The following is a 22,005-nucleotide window of genomic DNA, read 5'->3' on the forward strand; positions in this document are numbered from 1 at the left end:
GGCACCCTCCGAGGAGGAACAAGCCGATGTCCTTTGACCTGCTGGTGCCGACGCGGGGCGCCCTGGCCCAGCAGTTGGAGAAGGGGGGCGGCGGCGGACCCGCCGCCGGCCACGCATGACGACGCCGCAACAAGCCCCGCTGGCCGTCACGCTGGGCCTCTCCACCGCCGCGCTGCGCCTGCGCGGCGGCACCCCGCCGGCCCCGGCGGAGTGCCGGCAGCTCGCCCGGCTGCTCACCACCACCGTCCTCATCCTGACCGGCCGGCCGGCGCCGGCCGACGCCACCGCCGATCCGCTGGCGCTGGTCCGCGACGCCATCGAACACGCCCGCACCGCCGGCGTCGCGGCGCGGGACGTGGTGGACGCCGTCAACGACGCGCTGGAGCGGGCGACCGCTCCGGCCGGGAGGTGAGCATGGCCCTGTCTCCCGACGAACAGGCGTTCATCGACGGGGTGATCCGGCGCCAACAGGAATGGGACCGGGAGAACCCGGAGAAGGCGCGGCTGCGAGGGTTCCTCTGGCACTTTCTGGGCCTTGCCGGCGCCGCTCCGACCAACGAAACCAATGGTCCGAGGAAGGCTTAACCATGGGCGACAAGACAGGCATTCAATGGACGGAGGCGACCTGGAACCCGGTCGCTGGGTGCACCGTGGTTTCTCCGGGCTGCACCAACTGCTACGCGATGAAGGATGCCGCCCGGATCGTCCGGATGGGCGGCAAGGGTGCCAAGAAGTACGTCGGATTGACGCGGGACAGTAAAGGCGGCCCCGTGTGGACCGGCGACATCCGGATCGCGGATGACGACACCTTCGCTATGCCGCTGCGCTGGCGGCGACCGCGCGGCATCTTTGTCAACTCGATGTCCGACCTGTTTCATACCGACGTGCCGTTCGTCGTGGCGGCACGAGTGTGGTGGGTGATCGGCCAGTGTGCGGGCTTTCTCGATCCCAGCCGGACCCGTGGGCATCGGTTCCAGATCCTCACGAAACGTTCGGCGCGGATGGCCGAATTCCTGGCGGGTTGGGCAAACACGGAGATCCGGCGCGGCTGGATCGAAAACCTGTACGAACAGGGTCGGGGAGAAGTGTTCGACTGGATGAATGGCCCCGCGTACTGGCCCGACGTGTTCCCGAACCTGACCATCGGCTTCTCCGCCGAAAATCAAGAGCGCTTCGACGCACGTTGGGCCGATCTGCGCCACTTGGCCGGCACCGGCTGGACGATCATGGTGTCGGTGGAACCATGCCTTGGGTCGATCCGTCTGCCGCCCGACTTCCTGGCGCTCGGTCATCGCGGATGGGTCATCGTGGGTGGTGAGAGCGGCCCCAAGGCGCGCTTGATGCCGGAGCACTGTGTACTGCCGATCCTCCACCAGTGCCGGGACGCCGGTGTGCCCTTCTACCTGAAGCAGCTTGGCACGGCCATGGCGGCAGTCCTGGGCCTGCGACATCCGAAAGGTGGCGAACCCGCCGAATGGCCGGAGGACCTGCGCGTCCGTGAGTTCCCGGGGATGGCAAGATGACCACCAGCGTCAAACCATCCGGCGCGAAGAAGCCCGCCGACCCCCTCGCCAAGCTGCGCGCCAAGGTCCAGACCCTGCGCCGGCAGGTGCCGACGCTGGCCGACGACGCCGTCTGGCGCCCCTTCCTGGCGCTGCACGCCGGCGGCATCGACAGCACCCGCGCCATGTCCGAACCCCAGCTCAAGGCCGTCGTGCGCGCGCTCCACGACGCCGGCGCGCCGAAACGGCCGGGCCGGGCCGGCGGGAAGCGCCAGCGCTACGCCGACAGTCCGCAGTACAGCAAGGCGCGCGTCCTGTGGATCGCGCTGGCCGACGCCGGCAAGGTCCGCGACCGCTCCGACGCGGCACTCGCCGCCTTCGTCGCCCGCCAGACGCGCCAGGACATCGGCCGGCTGACGCCGGAGCGGTGGGCCATGGTCATCGAGGCGCTGAAGGATTGGGCCGCCCGCGCCGATGTCCACATGGAGGTCGCACCGTGAACCCTGTCCCAAGGCGCTATGGTCCCGCTCCCAAGCCGCTGCCGAGCCCGATCGCCGCCGCCGTCCAGGCCGAGCCGACGCCGCTGGCGGTGGCGATCCGCGTCGCCGCCGCCACCCCCGGCCTGCGAAGCCGCAACGTCTTCATCGCCGGCCACCGCACCAGCCTGCGGCTGGCCCCGGCCTTCTGGGAGGCTCTGGCCGCGATCGCGTCCGCCGAGCGCTGTCAGGTCGATGAACTGATCACGACGATCGCCGCGCGCCGCGGCGCCCCGGAAGGCGGCCTGGAAGGCGCGGCGGAGGGTGTCGTCGCAACCGCGGCCGAGGCCGCCGCCGATGGGGCGACGCTCACCGCGGCCGTGCGCGACTTCATCCTGTCCTACCACGTCGCGGCGGCCTCGGCCGTCAAGCCGGCCTGAGACCGCCCATGTCCACCGCCCGCCGCCCCGATCCCCGCATCCGCCGCCGCCGGCTGCCCGGCCTGCTGGGCCAGATCGAGGATCTGGTGGGCTATGAGGCCGCGGAGCGCTTCGCGGTGACCTTCGGCGGGCAGGAGGTCTACATCCCCGTCGTCTGCCCGGCCGGCCATCCCATCGCCAAGGCCATCGGCCACCGCAGGGCGCGGGAGGTCTGCGCGGTGTTCGGCCGGCAGGGGCCGCTGGCGAACGGCAGCTACAGCGTGCCGGTGGCCGACGTCGAGCTGAAATGGAACATCGCCCGCGCGCTGCGGCTGGCCGGCAAGTCCCGCAACGAGATCGTGCGGACGCTGCGGGCGCGCTACGGGCTGGTCAGCACCACCACCGCCGTCTCCCAGCTCACCAGCGACCTGCCGCGGCCGGAGCCCGACCCCGCCGCCCCGGACCACCGGCACCGCGCGCCGCCGCCGCCGGACCCGACGCTGTGGGAGTATGGGGCGCTGCTCGCCGCCCGCCGCCAGCGCGCCGCCAAGGGGTAATCCCGTCTGCCAGCCGCCACCGGCTTAGCTTACCCCCTTCGCGCACGCGACACTGGGGCATCCGCCACCCTCGGGATGCGCCCATGTCCGGCTACAGCGGCCCCGGCCTTTCGCCGCGCCACCTCGAACATTTCGTCATCCGCCCGACGCTGGCGCGTCTGGCCGGTGCCGACGCCCCCGGCATCGACCGGGACGCGGCCGTGGAGCTGCTGCTCGGCACCGCCGCGCACGAGAGCGGCCTGCGCGCGCTCGACCAGATCACGTCGGCGGCCGACCGGACGCTCGGCCCCGCCTTCGGCCTGTTCCAGATCGAGCCCGCCACCCACGACGACATCTGGGACAACTTCCTGAAACACCGTCCGGCGCTGGCCGGGCGCGTGGCGGCGCTGGCCGCGGCGCAGCCGTCGCGTCACGAGCAGCTCGCCACCACCCTGGCCTACGCCGCCGCCATCGCCCGGCTGGTCTACTACCGCAGCCCGGTGCCCCTGGCCGCCCCCGGCGACATCGCCGGGCACGCCGCCGTGTGGAAGCGCGTCTACAACACCGCCGCCGGCAAGGGCCGGCCCGACCAATTCGTCGAGGCGTGGACCCGTCTCGTCCAACCCTACCGTTGAGGTGTCCCATGGGCGTCGCCGCCGCCGTCTCGCTCGTCTTCCTCTGCGCCATCTTCACCGGGGCCGTCTATCTGATGCGCCGGCCGTCGTCGGACCTCGGTGACCGCGTCCTCGGGCTGGTGGCGGCGCTGATGTCCTTCACCGGCATCCTGGTGCTGTCGCTGGCCGCCAGGGCGGCCGAGGCCGCGCCGGCACCGCCGCTCCCGTCCCTGTCCGAGCTGGCGGGGCTGGCGCTGGCCGGGGTGCTCGGCCTGCTGGGGCTGCTGGTCCGCGGCCTGGTCAAGGTCGCCGTCCGGCATCTGGAAACGCGCACCGGCCTGATGGTGGACGCCGCCACCCGCGATTATCTGGACGCCGCCCTGGACCGCGCCGTGGACCTCGGCCTCGCCAAGGCGGCCGAGGCGCTGGGGGTGGCGGCTCCGGCCGCCGAGCTGCGCGCCCACGCCCTGCATGTGGCGGCCGGCTACGCCCAGGAACGGGTGCCCGACGCGCTCGCCCGCTTCGGCATCGGCACCCCGGCGCTGGCCGACATGCTGGCCGCAAGGCTGGCGACCGCGCCGGCCTTAATCGACCGGACCATCTGAAAGGGCCGCCGCCATGTTCGACCAGGTCAAGGAATGGGCGACGCTGGCCGGGGCGGGCTGGGGCGTGATGGCGCCGGCCGCCCTGTGGTGGCTGTCGCGCACCTTCCCCACGCGCCGGGAGATGGCCGAACTGACCGCCCGTCTGGCGAAGGCGGAGGACCGGCTGGCCGCCGGCGAGGTCCGCTTCCAGGCGATGGACGCCGCGGTGCGCGAGGTCCGCCACGCCGCGACCGAGGCGAACGAGGCGGCCGACAAGGCGACCGAGGCCGCCGACCGCATCACCGAGCTGCGGGTGGACGTGGCGGAGCTGCGCGGCGAGCTGCGCACCTTCCGCGAGCTGCTGAAGCGGGTCGAGGACGACAGCCGCCGCATGGTGGACGGGCATCTTGCGATGGGGAAGACGGTATGAGCATGAACGACCAGGTCCGCGCCGTCTTCGACGCCGATCGGCGCCTCACCGCCCTGCGGCTGCTGGACGAGGGCGGTGGCGCCGCCAACAGCGCGACGCTGGAGAAGGCGGTGCGCGTCTTCTTCGCCGGCATCGACCGCGCCACCGCCAACGCCGACGCCCGCTGGCTGGCCGCCGCCGGGCTGGTGGACACCGAGGAGCTGCGCCCCGACCTGCTGTCGGTGCGCCTGACCGACCGCGGCGAGCGCGTGGCGCGCGGGCTGGAGCGGGTGGCGGGCGTGTCCCGCCCGTCGCGGGACTGACCCCATGGCCGGGCGCCCCAGCAAGATCGACAAGCTGCCGGACCCGTTGCGCGAAGGCATCGCCCAGCTCTGGCATTCCGGCCGCTACGGCCTGGACGAGATCCTGCGCCACCTGCGCGACCTGTCCGAAGGCCGGCGCACCATGCTGCCGCCCGAGCTGGACGTGGCGGTGTCCGTCACCGCCGACGATCTTCCCAGCCGGTCGCGGCTGCACGCCCATCTGCAAGGGCTGGACCGGGTCGCGGAGAAGGTCGGCCGCTCCCGCGCGGTCGCCGAGGCGCTGGTGAAGCGCTATGGCGACGAGCCGGAGAGCCGCACCGCCCGGCTCAACATCGAGCTGGCGCATTCCGCGGTGCTGGACCTGTTCCTGGCCGAAGGCGGCGGCGCTGGTGCGGGCGGCGATGGGGAGGATGGCGGCGCGGCGCCGGTCACGCTCGACCCCGAAGGGGTGATGTTCGTGGCCCGCGCCATCAAGGATCTGGCGTCGGCCCGCAAGGCCGACGCGGAGCTGGCGCTGAAGCTGCGGCAGGAGTTCGCCCGCAAGGTGGACGCGAAGCTGAAGGCGATCGCCGCCGACGCGGGCGCGGTCCCCGCCACCGCCAGCCCGGCCGAGGCGAAGGCCGCACTCCTGCGCCGCATCCGCGAAGAGGTCTACGGCATCGTGGAGCGGTCATGACCGGTCTCCTCATGCCCGGCGCCATTCTCCCCGGCCCGGCGGTCCCGCTGCACCCCTACCAGCGCCGCTGGTTCCTGGACCGCTCGCGCTTCAAGGCCGGCATGTTCGCGCGCCAGACCGGCAAGACCTTCACCACCACGCTGGAGATCGTGGACGACGCCTTCCAGGCGTGGGCGGCCGGCACCCGCACCCGTTGGGTGATCCTGTCGCGCGGCGAGCGCCAAGCGCGCGAGGCGATGGAAACCGGCATCAAGCTGCACGCGAAGGCCTACAAGCTGGCGATGGACTTCGCCATCGAGGACGAGCGGGAGTTCGCCTTCATCCCCGACCCCGACCGGCCGGAGATCGCCCACAAGGCGCTGGAACTCACCTTCACCGGCGGCAGCCGCATCACGGCGCTGCCGGCCAACCCCGACACCGCGCGCGGCTTCAGCGCCAACGTCTTCCTGGACGAGTTCGCCTTCCACAAGGACAGCCGCGAGATCTGGAAGGCGCTGTTCCCGGTCATCTCCGCCGGCTGGAAGCTGCGGGTGACGTCCACGCCCAACGGCAAGGGCAACAAGTTCTACGACCTGATGACCGCCCGCGACGACACCTGGTCGCGCCACACGGTGGACATCCACACCGCGGTCGCCGAAGGGCTGGACCGCGACGTCGCGGCCCTGCGCGCCGGTATCGCCGACGAGGACGCCTGGGCGCAGGAGTTCGAGTTGCAGTGGGCGGACGAGGCGTCGGCCTGGCTCACCTACGAGCTGATCACGTCCTGCGAGGACGAGGCGGCCGGCGATCCCGCCCGCTACGCCGGCGGCGCGGTCTTCATCGGCAACGACATCGCCCGGCGCAACAACCTGTGGGTCGCGTGGGTGCTGGAGCTGGTGGGCGACGTGCTGTGGACGCGCGAGGTGGTGACCCGCCGCAACGTGTCCTTCAGCGAACAGGACCGCATCATGGACGGGCTGTTCCAGCGCTACCGCGTCCAGCGCACGGCCATGGACCAGGGCGGCATGGGTGAGAAGCCGGTCGAGGACGCCCGCGCGCGCTACGGGGAGCTGCGGGTGGACGGCGTGCTGTTGCAGGGCGCCACCCGCCTCAACGTCGCCACCATCGGCAAACAGGCGTTCGAGGACCGCCGCATCCGCATCCCCATGGGCGACGCGGCACTCCGGGCCGACCTGCACAAGGTCCGCAAGGTCACCGGCGAGACCGGCGGCATCCGGCTGGTGGCCGACGACGACGCCGAGGGCCACGCCGACCGTTTCTGGGCCTGCCTGCTCGCGGTCGCCACCGCCGGCGGCCCGCAGGACGCCTATGGCTACACCCCCGCCACCGCGGCCCCCGCCACCGGCGCCGCCGGCTTCCGCCGCCCCGACCACGACGACGACACCGCCCGCGGCCTGGGCGGCCTGATCGGCCGCGCCGGCCGCGCGCTGGGAAAGGTCTGGTGACCAGCATGCCCCCCCCACCGTCCAAATCCACCATCCTCGGCCCCGACGGCCGCCCCATGGAACGCCGGGCGCTCGCCGCCGAACAGGCCGGCCCCACCGTCACCGGCGTGCGCTCCATCCTGTCCGGCCACCCCGCGGCCGGCCTGACGCCGGAGCGGCTGGCGCGCACGCTGCGCGCGGCGGAAGACGGCGACGCCACGGCGCTGCTGGAGCTGGCCGAGGACATGGAGGAGCGCGACCTGCATTACCGGGCCGTGCTCCAGACCCGCAAGCTCCAGGTCTCCCAGCTCGACGTGACGGTCGAGGCGCATTCGGACGCGCCCGAGGATCAGGCCGCCGCCGAGCTGGTGCGCGAGTGGCTGGACGCCGACAGCCTGCCCGACACGCTCTACGACCTGCTGGACGGGCTGGGGAAGGGCTACGCCGTCTGCGAAATCATGTGGACACTCGACGGCGCCCGCTGGCTGCCGGAGCGGTTCGAGCCGCGCGACCCGCGCTGGTTCCAGTTCGACCGCAACGACGGCCGCACCCTGCGGCTGGTGGACGGCAGCGCCGACGGGGCGGAGCTGCTGCCCCACAAGTTCCTGATCCACCAGCCGCGCACCAAGTCGGGCCTGCCGATCCGCGGCGGGCTGGCGCGCGCCGCGGCCTGGGCCTTCCTGTTCAAGAACTACGCGCTCAAGGATTGGGTGGTCTTCGCGGAGGTCTACGGCCACCCGCTGCGCGTCGGCAAATACGGCCCGAACGCCAGCGAGGCCGACAAGGAGGTGCTGCTCGACGCCGTCCGCAATCTGGGCACCGACGCCGCCGCCATCGTCCCGGCCTCCATGCTGATCGAGCTGGTGAGCGCCAGCGTCAACGGCATCGACCTCTGGGAAAAGCTCTGCAACTACCTGGACCGGCAGGTCAGCAAGGCGGTGCTGGGGCAGACCGCCACCACCGACGCCATCGCCGGCGGCCACGCCGTGGGGCGCGAGCACCGCCAGGTGCAGGAGGACATCGAGCGCGCCGACGCCCGCCAGCTCGCCGGCACCCTCAACCGCCAGCTCGTGGCCCCGCTGGTCGCCTTCAACCTCGGCCCCCGCCCGGCCGGGGCCTACCCGCGCATCCGCATCGGCCGGCCGGCCGAGGAGGACGTCAAGGCGCTGGTGGACAACGTCGTCAAGCTGGTGCCGCTGGGCCTGCGGGTGGAAGCGTCCGTCATGTCCGACAAGCTGGGCCTGCCCGACGCGCCGGAGGGCGCGGTGCTGTTGGCACCAGCCCCGGCCGCCGGCGCCGTCCCGGCACCGGGCACAGCCCCGCCGCCCCGGCCGGCAACCGCCGCGGCACGCGCCGCCGCGATGGCAGCCGCCGACGCCGGCGGCGCCCCCTCCGGCCCCGACGCCATCGACCGTCTCGTCGACTCCATGCTGGCGGATTGGGAGCCGCTGATGGCGCCGGTGGCCGAGCGCATCGCGCGGGCGGCGGACGAGGCGGCCGGCGACCCGGCGGCCTTCCTGGCCGCGCTCGCCGCCATCGCCCGCGACGGCGCCGCCCCCCAGCTCGTGGAGCTGCTGGCCCGCGGCGCCTTCGCCGCCAACGTCGCCGGCCGGGTGGGGATGGACGTCCATGGCTGATCAGCGCACTCTCTCCGGGATCACCATTTGCCGGAGAGCCCATCATGTTCGCACCGCCGGAACAGGACATCCTGATCGTCTTCGACGCCGTGACGGAGACCATAGCCATGCCCGCCGCCACGCGGGCCGCCATGCGCAAGGGGGTCGCCGCCGCATTAGGCTCCGGCGACCCGCGCAAGGAGGAGCGCTTCTTCCACCGGCATCTGGCGGGCGTCACCTGGATCTGGCCCGCCTTCACGGAGTGGCACGACCGGTTCGCGGCGGCGGGGCACTGGCCCTATCTGTGGCCCGCGCACGCGAAGGGGGAGCCGGCGGCCGACCGGGAAAAGGAGCGCCGGAAGCTGCTGGGCCACGTCATGCTGACATGGGTCTCCCGGCTCGGGCAGCACCGCCGCCGCATTCCCGGCTGGACCATGCGCCTGATGGTCACGCCGCCCGACGACGCGGCGCCGGGCTGGGCGGAGGCCGCCGCCCGGTTCGATCCGGACAGTCTCGTCACCTGGCCGCCCTTCTATCCGGGCGACCGCACCGGTGTCATCGCGGAACGCCCGCGGCGCTGATCCCGGCCGGCGGCGCCGATGGCTGACGTCACCCTCAAGCCGCTGCCGCCGGCCGACGCCATCGCCTTTTTCGAGGCGAAGGGCTACCGCATCGGTTTCGACTGGCGGGACACCTGGAACCACCAGCACGCCGAGAGCTTCACCGTCGCCAAGATGATGGACCTCGACCTGCTGTCGGACGTGCATCGCTCCTTCAGCCAGACGGTGCTGCGGGGCGGCGGCACGCTCGCCGGCTGGTCGCAGGAGATCACGCCGCTGTTGCAGGCGCGCGGCTGGTGGGGCCGGCAGACGATGACCGACCCGAAGACCGGCGAGGACGCCGTGGTGCGGCTGGGCTCCCCGCGCCGCCTGCGCACCATCTTCGACACCAACCTTCGCACGGCGCATGCCGCCGGGCGCTGGGAACGGATCACGCGGCTGGCGCCGGCGCGCCCCTGGCTGCGCTACGTCGCCACGCTCGACAGCCGCACGCGGGACGCCCACCGGGTGATGCACGGCGTCATCCTTCCGTGGGACCATCCGGTGTGGGACCGCTGGTATCCGCCCTGTGGCTGGCATTGCCGCTGCACGGTGGAGCAGTTGAGCGACCGCGACCTGGACCGCCGCGGCCTGAAGCCATGGTCGGCACCGCCCGACATTCCGGAGGTGGAGTACACCAACCCGCGCACCGGCCAGACGGAGGCGCTGCCGGAAGGCATCGACCCCGGCTTCGGCACCAACGTCGGCCGCGGCGCGGAGGCGGTGCAGCGGGCCCGGCTGATCGAGCGCATGGAGGCAAGCCCGCCGGCCATCGCCCGCCAGCTCGCCGCCGGCATGGCGCTGGACATGAGCTTCGACGCCTTCGTCCAGGGCCGGCTGCCGGGCCAGTGGCCGGTGGCCGTGCTGGACGACGCGGCGGCGGCGCGCATGGACACGGCGGGCCGGGTGGTCCGCCTGTCGCAGCAGACCGCGGCCGACCACCTCAAGCACCAGCTCGGCACCGAGGAGTATGGCGCGCTGCAGGCATTGCTGGATCTGCCGGCCGACCGCTGGCTGCCGGGCAACAAGCCCGGCCATTGGGCCGTCGTCGGTGAGATCGGCGGCGACCCGTACCTGCTGGTGGTCAAGCGCACCCGCGACGGCCGCGAAACCTACGTCGTCACCTTCCACCGCACCGACCAGGCGCGGATGGACGCCATCTTCGCGCGCGGCCACGCCTCGGCGGGGATCGACTGGTGAGACGGAAAGGGAAAGTGGCGGCCGGGAGGGCTCCGCTCCGGTCCCGTGGGACCGGCACCTCCACGCGCGACGTGGCTACGGCTCAGAGGTTCACCGTGTTTCGGCCGCCACTCCTTATGTAGTCCCGCCCGTCCCCGCCGTCCAGTGGGGCTGGCCGCGCCAGAGCGTCGCTGGATGGGCCGCGGCGTCCGCCGCCCCGAGACAGCGGCGAATTCCTTGAACGCGTTTTTGAACGCGCTCACGGCCCCGCACGGGGTATCCGGAGCGATCGGCTTACCCCCTGTCTGCCCCCACGGCCGCGGACGGCTTACGACCATCGCGCCACCGGGCGAAGATGGCGCCATGACCGATCCCGCCGCCATCCTGTCCCCGACCGGGGCGCCCGCCCATGGGCTCGCCCTCTGCGCCTCCGACCGCGGCGGGGCCGCCGTCATCGGCGCGCTGGCTGCCGCCCTTCCCGACGCCGGCGGCGGCGCCCCCGACTGGATCAAGGTGGCGCCGCTCGGCACCGTCACCGGCCGCGACGGACGCGGCCCCTATGTCTGGGGCGACCGGGCGCAGGCGGAGCGGATCGTCGCCGCGTCGCTGGCCTACGCCGCCGGGTCCGGGGCCGGCGGCGGCCAGGGCATCGACCTGATGGTCGACTACAACCACGCCTACGACCTCGCCGCGATGCGCGGCACCGGCGAAGCGCCCGCCGCCGGCTGGATCAAAGCCTTGGAGGTCCGCGACGACGGCATCTGGGGCCGCGTGGACTGGACGGCCCGCGCCGCCGCGCAGATCGCGGGGCGGGAATACCGCTACTTCTCCCCGACCTTCGAGTTCGACCCCGCCACCCGCACCGTGACCCGCATCGTCCGCGGCGGGCTGGTGACCCACCCCAACTTCAACCTCACCGCGCTGGCCGCGGCCGGAGACCCCACGGACATGGATGAAACCCTGAAAGCCTTCCTGAAGGCGCTCGGGCTGCCGGAGACGACGGCCCGCGACGCCGCACTCGCCAGCGCCGCCCGGCTGGCGTCGGCCAACGGCCCGGCGCTGACGGCGCTCGCCGCCGCCGCCGGGCTCGACGCCACGGCCGACGCGGCGGCCGTCACCGCCCGCGTGGTGCAGCTCGCGTCCGCCCGCAGCGGCCTCGACCAGGTCGCCGCCGCCGTCGGGCTGGCCGCCGGCGCCGAGACCCCGGCCGTGCTGGCCGCGGTGACCGCCCGACCGGCCACGGCCGATCCGGCGAAGTACGTGCCGATGGAGCAGTATCTCGCCACCGCCGCGGCCCTGACCGCGCTCCAGAAGGAGACGGCCGCCGCCGGCGCCGACGCCGCGATCGACGCGGCGGTGACGGCCGGCAAGATCACCCCGGCCACCCGCGACCATTTCAAGGCCGTCTACGCCGCCAACCCCGCCGGCTGGCCGGCGCTGGCCGCCGCCCTGCCGGTCATCGTGCCGCCGGGCGGCGGGGCTGCACCGCCCGGCAAGCCCGCGGGGACCGCCGGGCAGCCGGACGAGACCGAGGCCACGGTGTTCCGCCTGCTGGGCATCGACACCGCCGCCGCCATGAAGACCAAAGCCGAGCTGGGGATGTGACATGAGCGCGCTGACGCAATCCCGCAACACGCCGTCCGTCTTCGGCGACCGGCTTGAGCCGCCGGTGGCGGCGGCCACCCGCATCCATCAAGGCTCGCTCGTCTGTCTCGACACCGCCGGCAACGCGGTGCCCGCCGCCACCGCCACCGGCCTGAAGGCCATCGGCCGGTCCGGCGAGACCGCCGACAACAGCGGCGGCGTGGCCGGCGCCGTCCGCGTCCTGGTGGAGCCCGGCGTCTTCCGCTGGGCCAACAGCGCCGGCGCCGACGCCATCGACCGCGGGCACATCGGCCGCCTGTGCTGGATCGTGGACGATCAGACCGTCGCCGCCACCCCGGCCGGCGGCACCCGCAGCCCCGCCGGCACCGTGTGGGATGTGGACGCGCTGGGTGTGTGGGTGCGCAGCGGCCCGGCCGAGACGGCGGCGGCCGGCGGCACGGTGCATCTGACGGTCGCCGTGCCGTCGCTGGTCGGGGCGGACGCCGGCGTCGTCCGCGTGCCGTCGCCGGTGGCGGGAACCGTCACCGCGATCCGCACGGTTTTGAACGGGGCGCTCGCCACCGGCGACGCCACGCTCACCGCGAAGATCGGCGCCACCGCCATCACCGGCGGGGTGGTCACCATCGCGCAGAGCGGCTCGGCGGCCGGCGTCACCGACGCGGCCCTGCCCACCGCGGCGCGCACCGTGGCCGCCGGCGACGCGCTGTCGCTCACCGTGGGCGGCGCCAACACCGCGTCGGTGTCCGCCACCGCGATCATCGAAATCACCGTCTGAGGCCCGCCATGATCGTCAACACGGGCGCGCTGCGCTCCCTCTACATCGCCTTCCGCACCGACTTCCAGATGGCCTTCGCCGGCGTCACGCCGCGCTGGAGCACCGTCGCCACGCTGGTGCCCAGCACCACCGGCTCCAACGAGTATGGCTGGCTGAAGGCGTTCCCGCGGGTGCGGGAATGGATCGGCGACCGCCAGGTCAACAACCTCGGCCAGGCCGACTACACCATCAAGAACAAGGATTACGAGAGCACCATCGGGGTGGACCGCAACGACATCGAGGACGACAACATCGGCATCTACAAGCCGGTGGTCACCGAGTTCGGGCGGTCGGCCGCGAGTTTCCCGGACGAGCTGGTGTACGGGCTGCTGGCCGCCGGCTGGGACACCCTGTGTTTCGACGGGCAATATTTCTTCGACACCGACCACCCCGTGCTCGCCGCCGATGGCAGCGAGACCAGCTACGCCAACACGGACGGCGGCAGCGGCGCGCCGTGGTTCCTGCTCGACGACACCCGCGCCATCAAGCCGGTGCTCTACCAGGAGCGCAAGAAGTTCCAGTTCGTCGCCATGGACAGCCTGACCGACGAGAACGTCTTCAACCGCAAGGAATTCCTGTACGGCATCGACGGCCGCTGCAACGTCGGCTTCTCGTTCCCGCAGCTCTGCTGGGGGTCCAAGCAGGACCTCACCGCCACCCGCTACGCCGCCGCCCGCGCCGCCATGATGGCGCTGAAGGGCGACCACGGCCGCCCGCTGGGCATCCGCCCGACGCTGCTGGTCTGCGGCGCCTCGAACGAGGGGGCGGCGCGCAAGCTGCTGATGAACGAGCTGGGCGACGGCGGCGTCTCCAACGAGTGGAAGGGCACCGCCCGGCTGGAGGTGGTCGAATGGCTGCCCTGATGGACAGCCCCTTCATGGGCCGGCTGCGCATCACCGCGCGGCCCGCGAAGGGCTTCCGCCGCGCCGGCGTGCACCACCCGGCGTCGGCGGTGGAGCACCCGCCCGGCACCTTCACCGTGGCGCAGGTCTGGCGGCTCGGCGCCGAACGCCTGCTGACGGTCGAGTTGTTGGAGAGCCCGCCGGCGACGGTCGCCCCGGATGACGGTTCCGCCGTCGCCGCGGGCGCCGACACCGACCCCATCGACACCGGGGACACCGATACCGGGGCGATCGTGGACGGGCCGCGGCCCAACGATCCGTCCCGGATGGTGGCGGAGACCGGCACCACCGACGGTGCCGCCGCCACCGACGCCGCGGCACCGCCCGCCCCGCGGGGCGACGGCGGCGCCGCGGCACCCCATACCACCCCCGCCGACGAAGCGGCCGGCATCGAGGCCGGGGCCGGGGCCAAGGACGGGGAGGCGGCGTCCAAACCCGCCGCCCCGGCCAACCGTGGGCGCAAGCCCAAGGCCGCGGCCGAGGACGCGTAAGATGGCCGACGCGACGCCTCTGTCCGTCATGCGCGCCACGGTGGAGCGGCTGCGCCGCCGCTCCGACCATGGCGGCGCGCAGGCCCAGGCGCTGGAGCAGACCGACCGGGTGTTGGTCGCCGCCGGCCGGATGGTGGCGCTGATCGAGGCCGCCGGCGTGCCCGACGATCTTCTGACGGCGGAGGAGCGGGCGCTGATCGACGCCGTGACGGGAGAGGACGCCTGAAGCATGCCCTACGCCACCGAAACCCACCTGCGCGACCGCTACGGCGACACCGCACTGCTCCAGCTCGCCGACCGCGACCGCGACGGCACCGCCGATCCGGCCGTGATCGCCCGCGCGCTGGCCGACGCGGACGCGGAGATCGACGGCTATCTGGCCGGGCGCTACCCGGTGCCGGTCACCCCGGCGCCGGCGCGCCTGACCGACCTTGCCGGCGCCATCGCCTGGTACAAGCTGCACGCGCAGGGCGCGGCGAAGGACGGGCCGGAGCGCATGGCATACGACGACGCCGTGGCTTATCTGGTGCGGGTCGCCAAGGGCGAGGTGTCGCTGCCCGGTGTGGCGGCGGCGGGTGCGCCGGCCGCGGCGGCCGGCAGCGGTGCGGCGCGCTCCGGGGCGGCCCGCGTGTTCTCCCGCGACGCGCTGCGGGGGATGTGATGGCCGACACCGGCATCTCCACGGGCGTCTCCATGGGCGTCACCGTCGATGACGCGGCCCTGCGCGGCCTGTTCTGGCGGCTCCAGGACGCCGGCGTCCGGCTCGGCCCGGCGATGGCGGAGATCGCCGGCCATCTGGAGACGGAGACGCGCCACCGCTTCGCCACCGGCACCGGGCCGGACGGCGTCGCCTGGACGCCGTCGCGCCGTGCCAAGCGGCAGGGCGGCCAGACGCTGGTGGACCAGGGCCATCTGCGCGACAGCGTCACCAGCCGGTCGGACGATCGGTCGGCCGAGGTGGGCACGGACCGCGCCTACGCCGCCATCCACCAGTTCGGCGGCACCATCAACCGACCGGCCCGCACCGTCACCGTGTACCGTCGGCTGCGCGGGCGCATGGACCGTTTCGCGGACTGGCGCTTCGTCAAGCGGTCGAAGGCGAACTACAGCGAGACGCACCAGGTGCCGGCCTACACGATCCGCATGCCGGCGCGCCCCTTCGTCGGTTTCGGCGCCGGCGACATGGACGCGATCCGCGCCATCCTGACCGACCATCTGCGCGCCGCCGGCGGCGGAGGCACCCCGTGATCCGGCTGTCCACCATCGTCGCCCGGCTGGCGCCGCCGGCGACCACTCTGGGGCTGGTGCAGGGGGCGGCGGAGCTGCGCGCCGTGACACAGGCGCCGCCCGCGCACCTGCTGCCCGCCGCGTGGGTGGTGCCGGTGGGCGACGTGGCCGGCGCCGCACGGGTGGTCAACGCGCCGCGCCAGTCGCTCACCGCAACCTTCGGCGTCGTGCTGGCCGTCGCCGACCGCTCCGACCCGCGGGGTGCCGCGGCGGCCGACGCGCTGACCGACGTGCGCCGCATGGTGCTGTCCGCCCTGCTGGGCTGGATGCCCGAGGGTGCGGACGGACCCTGCGCGTTCGGCGGCGGCGAGGTGCTCGAACTCGAAACCGCGGCCCTGTGGTGGATCGACCGCTACACGGTGCCGCTCCACCTGCGACCCTGAGTGAGGTGACATGACGCAACCGCTTCAGCATGGCGGCGCCTACGTGATCGGTGAGGACGGACGGACCCTCGCGTTCGAGCTGCCCACCGCCCCGGCCAGGGGCCGGCGCTGGTCCTCCGTCCGCAACGATCCGCCGCCCGCCACCCAGGCGGAGCCGGAGCCGCCCGCCCCGGCGGAGCGGGCTGCCCCGGAACCGCCCGTCCAGGCGGATGCCCCGCCGGGCGATACCCCGCCGGCCGGTGACGCGCCGGCTGATGCCCCGGCGAAACCCGCCCGCCGTACGAAGGGAACCGTCTGATGGTGTCCTACGCCGAGAAGTCCTACGACCAGATGTGCCTGATGGTGGCGCGCGAGACGGAGTATGGCGAGGACGCCGGCCCCACCGCCGCCGCCAACGCCATCCTCGCCATGAACGTGAAGATCGCGCCCATGGTGCAGGAGATGATCGAGCGGGCCTATTACAAGCCCTTCTGGGGCCGCAGGCCGCAGCTCGCCACCGGCCGGCACCTGACGATCGATTACGAGATCGAGCTGGCCGGCGCCGGCACCGCCGGCACCGCCCCGGCCTATGACGCCATCCTGCGCATGGGGGCCTGGGCGCGCACGCTGGTCACCGGCACCGCCACCATCGCCGCCGCCGCGGTGCCGGCGACGGACGCCGTCGGGCGCTTCACCTTCGCCCGCACCACCAAATACGCCGGCCTCTACCGCCGGACGGCGACGCTCACCTGCACCACCGGCGGCGGCAGCGGCGTGGCGGCCTTCACCGTGACGGCGGCCAGCACCCCGGCCGACAGCGCCTACAACCAGACGGCCGTGGTGATGACGACGGCCAGCCCCTTCGCCCTGCCGAACGGCGCCGTGATCACCCCCAGCGCCATCGGCACCGATTTCGAGACCGGCGACGTGCTCACCATCGCGCTGACGCCGGAGCGGGCTGCCTACACGCCCGTCTCGGCGGCGGTGGAAAGCTGCACCCAACTCCTCAACATGGACGGCACGCTGCACAAGGGTCTGGGTTGCCGCGCGTCGGTGTCGCTGAAGGTGTCCGCGTCCACCTTCCCCGTCCTGATGGTGAAGAGCTTCGGCCTGTTCGTGCCGGTCACCGGCGCCTCTCTGCCGACCGACGCCGATTACAGCGGCTTCAAGGACCCGGAGGAGAGCAATCCGGACACGGTGCCGGCCTTCCTGATCGACGGCTACGAGCCGGCCTTCAGCGAGCTGTCCATCGACACCGGCACCAAGGTCGGCCACCGCCAGGTGGTGAACAAGGCGGCGATCCGCTCGTCCGGCCGCGACGCCACCGGCCAGCTCACCATCGACGAGCCGCCGATCGGCGAGAAGGACTTCTACGCGCTGGCCGAGGACAGCACCCACCGCTCCACCCTGTGGCTGCGCCAGGGCACGGTGGCCGGCTCCATCATCGACATCGAGGCGCCGGCCGTGCAGGTGGACGGCGTGGAGAAGTCCGACGACGACAACGTCACCCAGCTTCAGATGAAGCTCGGCTTCCTGCCCGTCGCCGGCAACGACGAGCTGACCCTGTCCATCGGCTGATCAAGCCCTGTTGAAGCCCCCTTAGAGAGAGCGTGAACCCATGTTCAAGGTGAAGAAACAGGCCGACCGGACCTTCTGGCATGAGGTTGTGGTGCATGTGCCCAACGACAGCGGCGCCACCACCAAGGTCGATTACGACATCCGGTTCAATCTTCTGACCAAGGCGCAGGAGGACGAGCTGCTGAAGGTCCCCGGCGACGATTACGAGGAGGAGTGGTTCAAGCGCCACCTCTGCGGCTGGAAACGCATCGAGGACGAGGACGGCAAGGCCATCGAGTTCTCGATGGAGGCGGCGCTCGACATCCTGTTCCAGGACCGCCCGCATCGCACCGCCATCCTGACCGCCTACCACCAGGCCACGAACGGCCAGCGCCGAAAAAACTGACGGACGCCGCGCGCTGGTGGGCGCGCGGCGGACGGCCGGCGGCGGGGGCGCGGTCCCCGGCCGGCTTGGACAAGGTGGCGGCCGACCTCGCCGCCATGGGCGCCCCGGCGGCGGTGCTGGCGCGCTGGAAGGCAAAGGCGGACCCGGATGATGCCGAACAGGATGATGACGACGGAAAGCCCCCGTCCGGCGAACGGCTCTTCGCCGTGCGGCCGGACAACTGGCCGTGCGTCCGCCTGTTCGCCGCGCTCGATACCCAATGGCACCACGCGCCGCTGGGCATGGCCGGCTCCATGCACAGCGGCCTGCGCTACGAGGTGCTGGACCTCGTCGCCCGCCACCTCGGTGTGCGCGTGACCCCGCGGCTGTTCGAGGACATCCGCGCGATGGAGGCCGCCGCGCTGGACGAGCTGGCGCGCGTGCGGGCCGAGCGCGAGCAGCGCCGGCAGCGCGAGCGCGAGCGGGGCCGCCGATGACGCTCGTCGTCGCCCGCATCGAAGCCGACGCGTCAGGCCTCAACCGCGGCCTGTCGGAGGCGGAGGGCGCGCTCGACCGGTTCGGCCGCCGCGCCGCCGGCGCCGGCGCCGGCGCGTCGGGCATGGCCGCCGACGCGCAGCGCGCGGCGGAGACGGCGCGCGAGCTTCAGCTTGAAGCGAACGGCGCCGGCCGCGCGATGGAGCTGGCCGGCCGGGGTGCGGCGATGCTTCAGGGGGCGCTCGCCACGCTGGGGCTGGTCGCCTTCGTGCGCTCCGTCGTCGAAACATCGGCGGAGTTCCAGAAGCTGAACGCCATGCTGAAGACCGCCACCGGTTCCACGGCGGAAGCGGCGGCGGCCTTCTCCATGCTGAAGAAGTTCGCGGCGGAGACGCCCTACGACCTGGCGCAGGTCACCACCGCCTTCATCCGGCTGAAGAACCTGGGCCTGGACGCCAGCAGCGACAGCCTGCGCGCCTACGGGAATTTCGCCAGCTCGTTCGGCAAGGGCCTGATCGACATGATCGAGGCGGTGGCCGACGCCGCCACCGGCGAGAACGAGCGGCTGAAGGAGTTCGGCGTCCGCGCCAGCATCGAGGGCGACAAGGTCAAGTTCACCTTCCAGGGCATCGAGACGGCGGTCGCCAACAACGCCCGCGCGATCGAGCAGTACCTGATCGGCATCGGCAAGGTGAAGTTCGCCGGCGCCATGGAGGAGCAGGCGAAGACGCTGGGCGGCGCCCTGTCCAACCTGGGCGACGCCATGGCCTCCTTCCGCAACGAGGTGGGCCAGGGCGGGCTGGCGGGCGCGGTGGCCGATGTGGCGCGCTCCATCGCCGCGGCGGCCGAAGGTTCCGACAACGCCGCGCGCCGGATCGGCGCCGCGCTGGGCGAGGGCGTGCGGCTGGGGGCCGACGCCCTGCGGCTGCTGGCGGACAACGCGGAGCTGGTGGTGACCGCCATCGGCGCCATCGGCGCCGCCCGCGTGCTGGCCGCCGTCGCCGCCTTCACCACCAGCGTCCAGGCCGCCGGCGGGGCCATGGCGGCACTGAACGCCATCGCACTCGCCAATCCCTACATCCTGCTGGGCACGGCCATCGCCGCCACCGGGCTTGCGGTCTATGAATGGCACCAACGATCGGTGGAGGCGGAGCGCAGCCAAACCGAGCTGGCCGCCGCCAACGAGGAGGTGCGGCGCATCGGGGCCATGTCGGCCACGGAGATCGCCAACCAATCCGAGCTGCTGCGCACCAACACCCTGGAAGCCGCCCGCAACGCGGAGGCGAAGCTGGCGATGGCGGATGCGGAGGCGCAGAGCGCCGCCATCCGCGCCCGCGCCGACCAGGACGAGGTGCGGCGGCAGATCGCCGCCTACCAGGCGCAGGGTCCCGGCCGCTTCGTGACGCCGGAGATGACCACGCGGCTGGCCGATGCGTCGGCCCGCGTGGCTGACATGGACACGGCGGCGGCGGCGGCGCGGGCATCGCTGGTGGAGGCGCAGGAGGCGCTCACGAAGTTCACGGCCGGGGCGGCGGCGGCGGGCACCGCCACGGCGACCACCGTGCCGGTGACGCAGAAGGCCAAGGACGCGCTCGACACGCTGATCGCCGGCTACGACGAGACGGCGGCCCGCGCCTTGAAGGTGAAAAAGGCGGAGGAGACGATCAACGCCGCCATCGGCGCCGGCGGGATCACCCGCGAACGCGGCAACCAGATCCTTGAGGAGTACAAGAGGCACCTGGACGAGGAGGCGGCCTCCAAGAACAAGGGCGCCAAGGCCGCCGGCACGCTCACTCAGCAGATCGAGCGCCAGCTCGACACCATGAAGGCGGAGACGGCGGCGCTGGCGCTGGACGAGCGCGCCCGGTTCCAGGCGGCCGAGGTGCAGAAGGCGCTGCTCGCCGCCAAGGAACGCGGCATCGCCCTGCATCCTACCGTGATCGAGCAGATCCGGGCGGAGGCCGGCGCCCATTACGACCAGGCGAAGGCCGCGAAGGCCGCCGCCGACGCGCGTGAGCGGATCGGCCGGCTGGTCGAGGAGACCCGCACGCCCTTGGAAGCCTACCGGGCCAAGCTGGCGGAGCTGGAAAAGCTGAAGCCCTTCGCGAAGACGCCGGAGGAGCTGGAGGCCATCGCGCGGGCCGCCCGTGCTGCCGACCCGGCCGTGGCCGAGCTGAAGCGCCAGTGGGAGGAGTATGCCCGCGAGGTCGCGCGGGTGGTGGACGACGTCTCCACCGACGTCGCGACCTTGATGTTCGAGCGGCTGACCGACCCGGACAAGGCCGGCGACGTGCTGGATTTCTTCCGCGACCTGTTCAAGAGGATCGCGGTCGAGGCGTTGAAGACGCAGATCGTGCAGCCGATCGTTGCCCAGGTGGTCGGGTCGGTGCCGCAACTGTTCGGCCTGTCGCCGCCGGCCAACCAGAACGCCCAGTCGGTGAGTGTCGGCGGGCGGACCTATGTGCCCGCCAACCAGAACGTCCAATCCGGGGGGGGCACCGGTGGCCTGTCCATTGGTTCCCTGTCGCGGCTGACCGACCCCGCCAATTTGCCGAGCTGGTGGAACAACCCGATCTTCGGCGGCGGCGGGCAGACGACGGTGACCGTCAGCCCGTCCGTGCTGGCCGACCAGAACGCCATGCTGCGGGCGGCCAACCCCGGCATGAACATCACCGCCGACCCGACGGTGGCGACGGGGGCTTCGCCGGGTGTGTCCGCCGCCGGCGGCGTCACCTGGGGGCAGGTGGCGACGGCGGCGGGGTCGGCGTTGAGCGCGTTCAACGCCTTCAAGGCGTTCTCGAACGGGCAGATCGGCAGCGGCATCGGCAACACGATTTCGGCCGGCATCGGCATCGCCTCGCTCGCCGGCGTGGCTATGGGGCCGCTGGCACCGATCGCGATGATCGCGGCGCCGATCATCGGCGGCTTGCTCGACGGTCTGTTCGCGCGCGAACAGAGCACCATGGAAGGCGGCTCGACCCGCAACTTCGACACCGGCGGGGAGGTGATCGGGGGGCAGACGGGCAAGAAGTTCAGCCAGGAGAACCGCGCCGAAGCGTCCCGCGTCGCCGGCGCCGTCTATGACATGGGCGAACGGCTCGAAAAGCTTCTGGGCGGCACGCTCACCGGCGAGATCTTCGTTGGCGCCGGAAACCGCGACGGCTACCGGGTCCAGGACGGCGCCCCCGGCCCGGTGACCGAGAAATATTTCCCGCGCACCGAGGAGGGCCTGCGCGAGCTGACGGGTTGGTTCGCCGGCCGCTTCGTGGACCGGCTGAAGGGCAGCCTGTCCGAGCAGGTGCAGCGCGCCATCCCCAACATCGACTGGTCGGACCTGGAGAAGGGTCTGGCGCAGCTCCAGCACGCCATGGATTTCGACGCCACGGCGACGGCGATGGCCGGCGGCTACGCGCTGGAGAACGCTGCCCGCACACAGGCCAAGGAGGCCATGCGCCAGACCACCGAGGCGTGGCAGGACTGGCTGGACACCACCGAAAAACTGTGGCCGGGCACCACCACGGGCGGCACGACGCGCACCGAGACGGTGCGCGAGCAGGTGACCCTGTCCGCGGCGGAAGCCATCGCGCAGGGGTTGCTGACGCGGTCGCAGAACTACCTCGGCGACGCTACGTGGGAGACCGTGTGGAAGGACCTGGACGGCAATATCGTCCAGGTCGGCGAGGATCTGCGCGACACTGTGAGCGTCTGGAAAGAGGCGACGAAGACGGTGACCGAGGGCGGCCAGGCCGT

28 protein-coding genes are annotated in these 22,005 nt (G+C 72.7%); all 28 read left to right on the forward strand.

What is annotated here, in order from left to right; all coding sequences use genetic code 11:
• Positions 1 to 115 precede the first annotated feature (115 nt).
• Positions 116 to 412: a hypothetical protein gene (locus HL658_RS09905; RefSeq protein ID WP_180281796.1), complete on the forward strand. Its 297-nt coding sequence runs from the start codon at positions 116 to 118 to the stop codon at positions 410 to 412.
• A gap of 2 nt (positions 413 to 414) precedes the next feature.
• Positions 415 to 585: a hypothetical protein gene (locus HL658_RS09910; RefSeq protein WP_180281797.1), complete on the forward strand. Its 171-nt coding sequence runs from the start codon at positions 415 to 417 to the stop codon at positions 583 to 585.
• A 2-nt stretch (positions 586 to 587) separates the two neighbouring features.
• The gene (locus HL658_RS09915; RefSeq protein ID WP_180281798.1) at positions 588 to 1,523 is read left to right on the forward strand and encodes a DUF5131 family protein; all 936 of its coding nucleotides are present in this window, start codon (positions 588 to 590) and stop codon (positions 1,521 to 1,523) included.
• A complete protein-coding gene (locus tag HL658_RS09920; RefSeq protein WP_180281799.1) occupies positions 1,520 to 2,002 on the forward strand; it encodes a regulatory protein GemA in 483 nt (160 codons plus the stop codon). Before HL658_RS09915 ends, HL658_RS09920 begins: the two co-directional genes overlap by 4 nt.
• Positions 1,999 to 2,418 carry a ribbon-helix-helix domain-containing protein gene (locus HL658_RS09925; RefSeq protein WP_180281800.1) on the forward strand — a complete coding sequence of 140 codons (420 nt, stop codon included), beginning with the start codon at positions 1,999 to 2,001 and terminating at the stop codon, positions 2,416 to 2,418. The genes HL658_RS09920 and HL658_RS09925 overlap by 4 nt, the downstream gene beginning before the upstream one ends.
• A gap of 8 nt (positions 2,419 to 2,426) precedes the next feature.
• A complete protein-coding gene (locus HL658_RS09930) occupies positions 2,427 to 2,954 on the forward strand; it encodes a hypothetical protein (protein ID WP_180281801.1) in 528 nt (175 codons plus the stop codon).
• A gap of 83 nt (positions 2,955 to 3,037) precedes the next feature.
• A complete protein-coding gene (locus HL658_RS09935; RefSeq protein WP_246337455.1) occupies positions 3,038 to 3,568 on the forward strand; it encodes a hypothetical protein in 531 nt (176 codons plus the stop codon).
• Positions 3,569 to 3,576: 8 nt separating this feature from the next.
• Positions 3,577 to 4,152: a hypothetical protein gene (locus tag HL658_RS09940; protein WP_180281802.1), complete on the forward strand. Its 576-nt coding sequence runs from the start codon at positions 3,577 to 3,579 to the stop codon at positions 4,150 to 4,152.
• Positions 4,153 to 4,165: 13 nt separating this feature from the next.
• Positions 4,166 to 4,561: a hypothetical protein gene (locus HL658_RS09945; RefSeq protein WP_180281803.1), complete on the forward strand. Its 396-nt coding sequence runs from the start codon at positions 4,166 to 4,168 to the stop codon at positions 4,559 to 4,561.
• Positions 4,558 to 4,863, forward strand: a complete 306-nt coding sequence (locus tag HL658_RS09950; protein WP_180281804.1) for an ArsR family transcriptional regulator — start codon at positions 4,558 to 4,560, stop codon at positions 4,861 to 4,863. Before HL658_RS09945 ends, HL658_RS09950 begins: the two co-directional genes overlap by 4 nt.
• Positions 4,864 to 4,867: 4 nt before the next feature.
• Complete coding sequence (locus HL658_RS09955; RefSeq protein WP_180281805.1) at positions 4,868 to 5,539, forward strand: phage protein Gp27 family protein; 672 nt, start codon at positions 4,868 to 4,870, stop codon at positions 5,537 to 5,539.
• Complete coding sequence (locus HL658_RS09960) at positions 5,536 to 6,984, forward strand: terminase large subunit domain-containing protein (protein ID WP_246337457.1); 1,449 nt, start codon at positions 5,536 to 5,538, stop codon at positions 6,982 to 6,984. The genes HL658_RS09955 and HL658_RS09960 overlap by 4 nt, the downstream gene beginning before the upstream one ends.
• Positions 6,985 to 6,989: 5 nt before the next feature.
• Positions 6,990 to 8,600: a DUF935 domain-containing protein gene (locus HL658_RS09965; protein ID WP_180281828.1), complete on the forward strand. Its 1,611-nt coding sequence runs from the start codon at positions 6,990 to 6,992 to the stop codon at positions 8,598 to 8,600.
• Between the two features lie 44 nt (positions 8,601 to 8,644).
• Positions 8,645 to 9,160, forward strand: a complete 516-nt coding sequence (locus tag HL658_RS09970) for a hypothetical protein (RefSeq protein ID WP_180281806.1) — start codon at positions 8,645 to 8,647, stop codon at positions 9,158 to 9,160.
• An 18-nt stretch (positions 9,161 to 9,178) separates the two neighbouring features.
• Positions 9,179 to 10,378: a phage head morphogenesis protein gene (locus HL658_RS09975; protein WP_180281807.1), complete on the forward strand. Its 1,200-nt coding sequence runs from the start codon at positions 9,179 to 9,181 to the stop codon at positions 10,376 to 10,378.
• Positions 10,379 to 10,720: 342 nt separating this feature from the next.
• Positions 10,721 to 11,962 carry a phage protease gene (locus HL658_RS09980; protein ID WP_180281808.1) on the forward strand — a complete coding sequence of 414 codons (1,242 nt, stop codon included), beginning with the start codon at positions 10,721 to 10,723 and terminating at the stop codon, positions 11,960 to 11,962.
• A 1-nt stretch (position 11,963) separates the two neighbouring features.
• A complete protein-coding gene (locus tag HL658_RS37000; RefSeq protein ID WP_246337458.1) occupies positions 11,964 to 12,737 on the forward strand; it encodes a hypothetical protein in 774 nt (257 codons plus the stop codon).
• An 8-nt stretch (positions 12,738 to 12,745) separates the two neighbouring features.
• Positions 12,746 to 13,639, forward strand: coding sequence for a Mu-like prophage major head subunit gpT family protein (locus tag HL658_RS09990; RefSeq protein ID WP_180281809.1), 894 nt, complete (start codon positions 12,746 to 12,748; stop codon positions 13,637 to 13,639).
• Complete coding sequence (locus HL658_RS09995) at positions 13,627 to 14,169, forward strand: HI1506-related protein (RefSeq protein WP_180281810.1); 543 nt, start codon at positions 13,627 to 13,629, stop codon at positions 14,167 to 14,169. Before HL658_RS09990 ends, HL658_RS09995 begins: the two co-directional genes overlap by 13 nt.
• Before the next feature lies 1 nt (position 14,170).
• Entirely contained in the window at positions 14,171 to 14,395 is a 225-nt protein-coding gene (locus HL658_RS10000) for a hypothetical protein (protein ID WP_180281811.1), read from the forward strand.
• 3 nt (positions 14,396 to 14,398) lie between these two features.
• Positions 14,399 to 14,830 (forward strand): gp436 family protein, encoded by a 432-nt coding sequence (locus HL658_RS10005; protein ID WP_180281812.1) that lies wholly within the window; start codon positions 14,399 to 14,401, stop codon positions 14,828 to 14,830.
• Positions 14,830 to 15,417: a phage virion morphogenesis protein gene (locus HL658_RS10010; RefSeq protein ID WP_180281813.1), complete on the forward strand. Its 588-nt coding sequence runs from the start codon at positions 14,830 to 14,832 to the stop codon at positions 15,415 to 15,417. The genes HL658_RS10005 and HL658_RS10010 overlap by 1 nt, the downstream gene beginning before the upstream one ends.
• Complete coding sequence (locus tag HL658_RS10015) at positions 15,414 to 15,839, forward strand: phage tail terminator protein (protein ID WP_180281814.1); 426 nt, start codon at positions 15,414 to 15,416, stop codon at positions 15,837 to 15,839. Before HL658_RS10010 ends, HL658_RS10015 begins: the two co-directional genes overlap by 4 nt.
• 10 nt (positions 15,840 to 15,849) lie before the next feature.
• The gene (locus HL658_RS37675) at positions 15,850 to 16,137 is read left to right on the forward strand and encodes a hypothetical protein (RefSeq protein WP_180281815.1); all 288 of its coding nucleotides are present in this window, start codon (positions 15,850 to 15,852) and stop codon (positions 16,135 to 16,137) included.
• Positions 16,137 to 17,396, forward strand: a complete 1,260-nt coding sequence (locus HL658_RS10025) for a hypothetical protein (protein WP_180281816.1) — start codon at positions 16,137 to 16,139, stop codon at positions 17,394 to 17,396. Before HL658_RS37675 ends, HL658_RS10025 begins: the two co-directional genes overlap by 1 nt.
• Positions 17,397 to 17,436: 40 nt before the next feature.
• Positions 17,437 to 17,781 (forward strand): hypothetical protein, encoded by a 345-nt coding sequence (locus tag HL658_RS10030; protein ID WP_180281817.1) that lies wholly within the window; start codon positions 17,437 to 17,439, stop codon positions 17,779 to 17,781.
• Between the two features lie 74 nt (positions 17,782 to 17,855).
• Positions 17,856 to 18,257 carry a DUF1799 domain-containing protein gene (locus tag HL658_RS10035; protein WP_343055048.1) on the forward strand — a complete coding sequence of 134 codons (402 nt, stop codon included), beginning with the start codon at positions 17,856 to 17,858 and terminating at the stop codon, positions 18,255 to 18,257.
• Positions 18,254 to 22,005: tape measure protein (locus HL658_RS10040; RefSeq protein ID WP_211109705.1), on the forward strand; the 3,752-nt coding region annotated here is incomplete at its 3' end. The genes HL658_RS10035 and HL658_RS10040, both read left to right, overlap by 4 nt.

The organism is Azospirillum oleiclasticum (assembly GCF_013423485.1).
GTDB classification, from domain to species: domain Bacteria; phylum Pseudomonadota; class Alphaproteobacteria; order Azospirillales; family Azospirillaceae; genus Azospirillum; species Azospirillum oleiclasticum.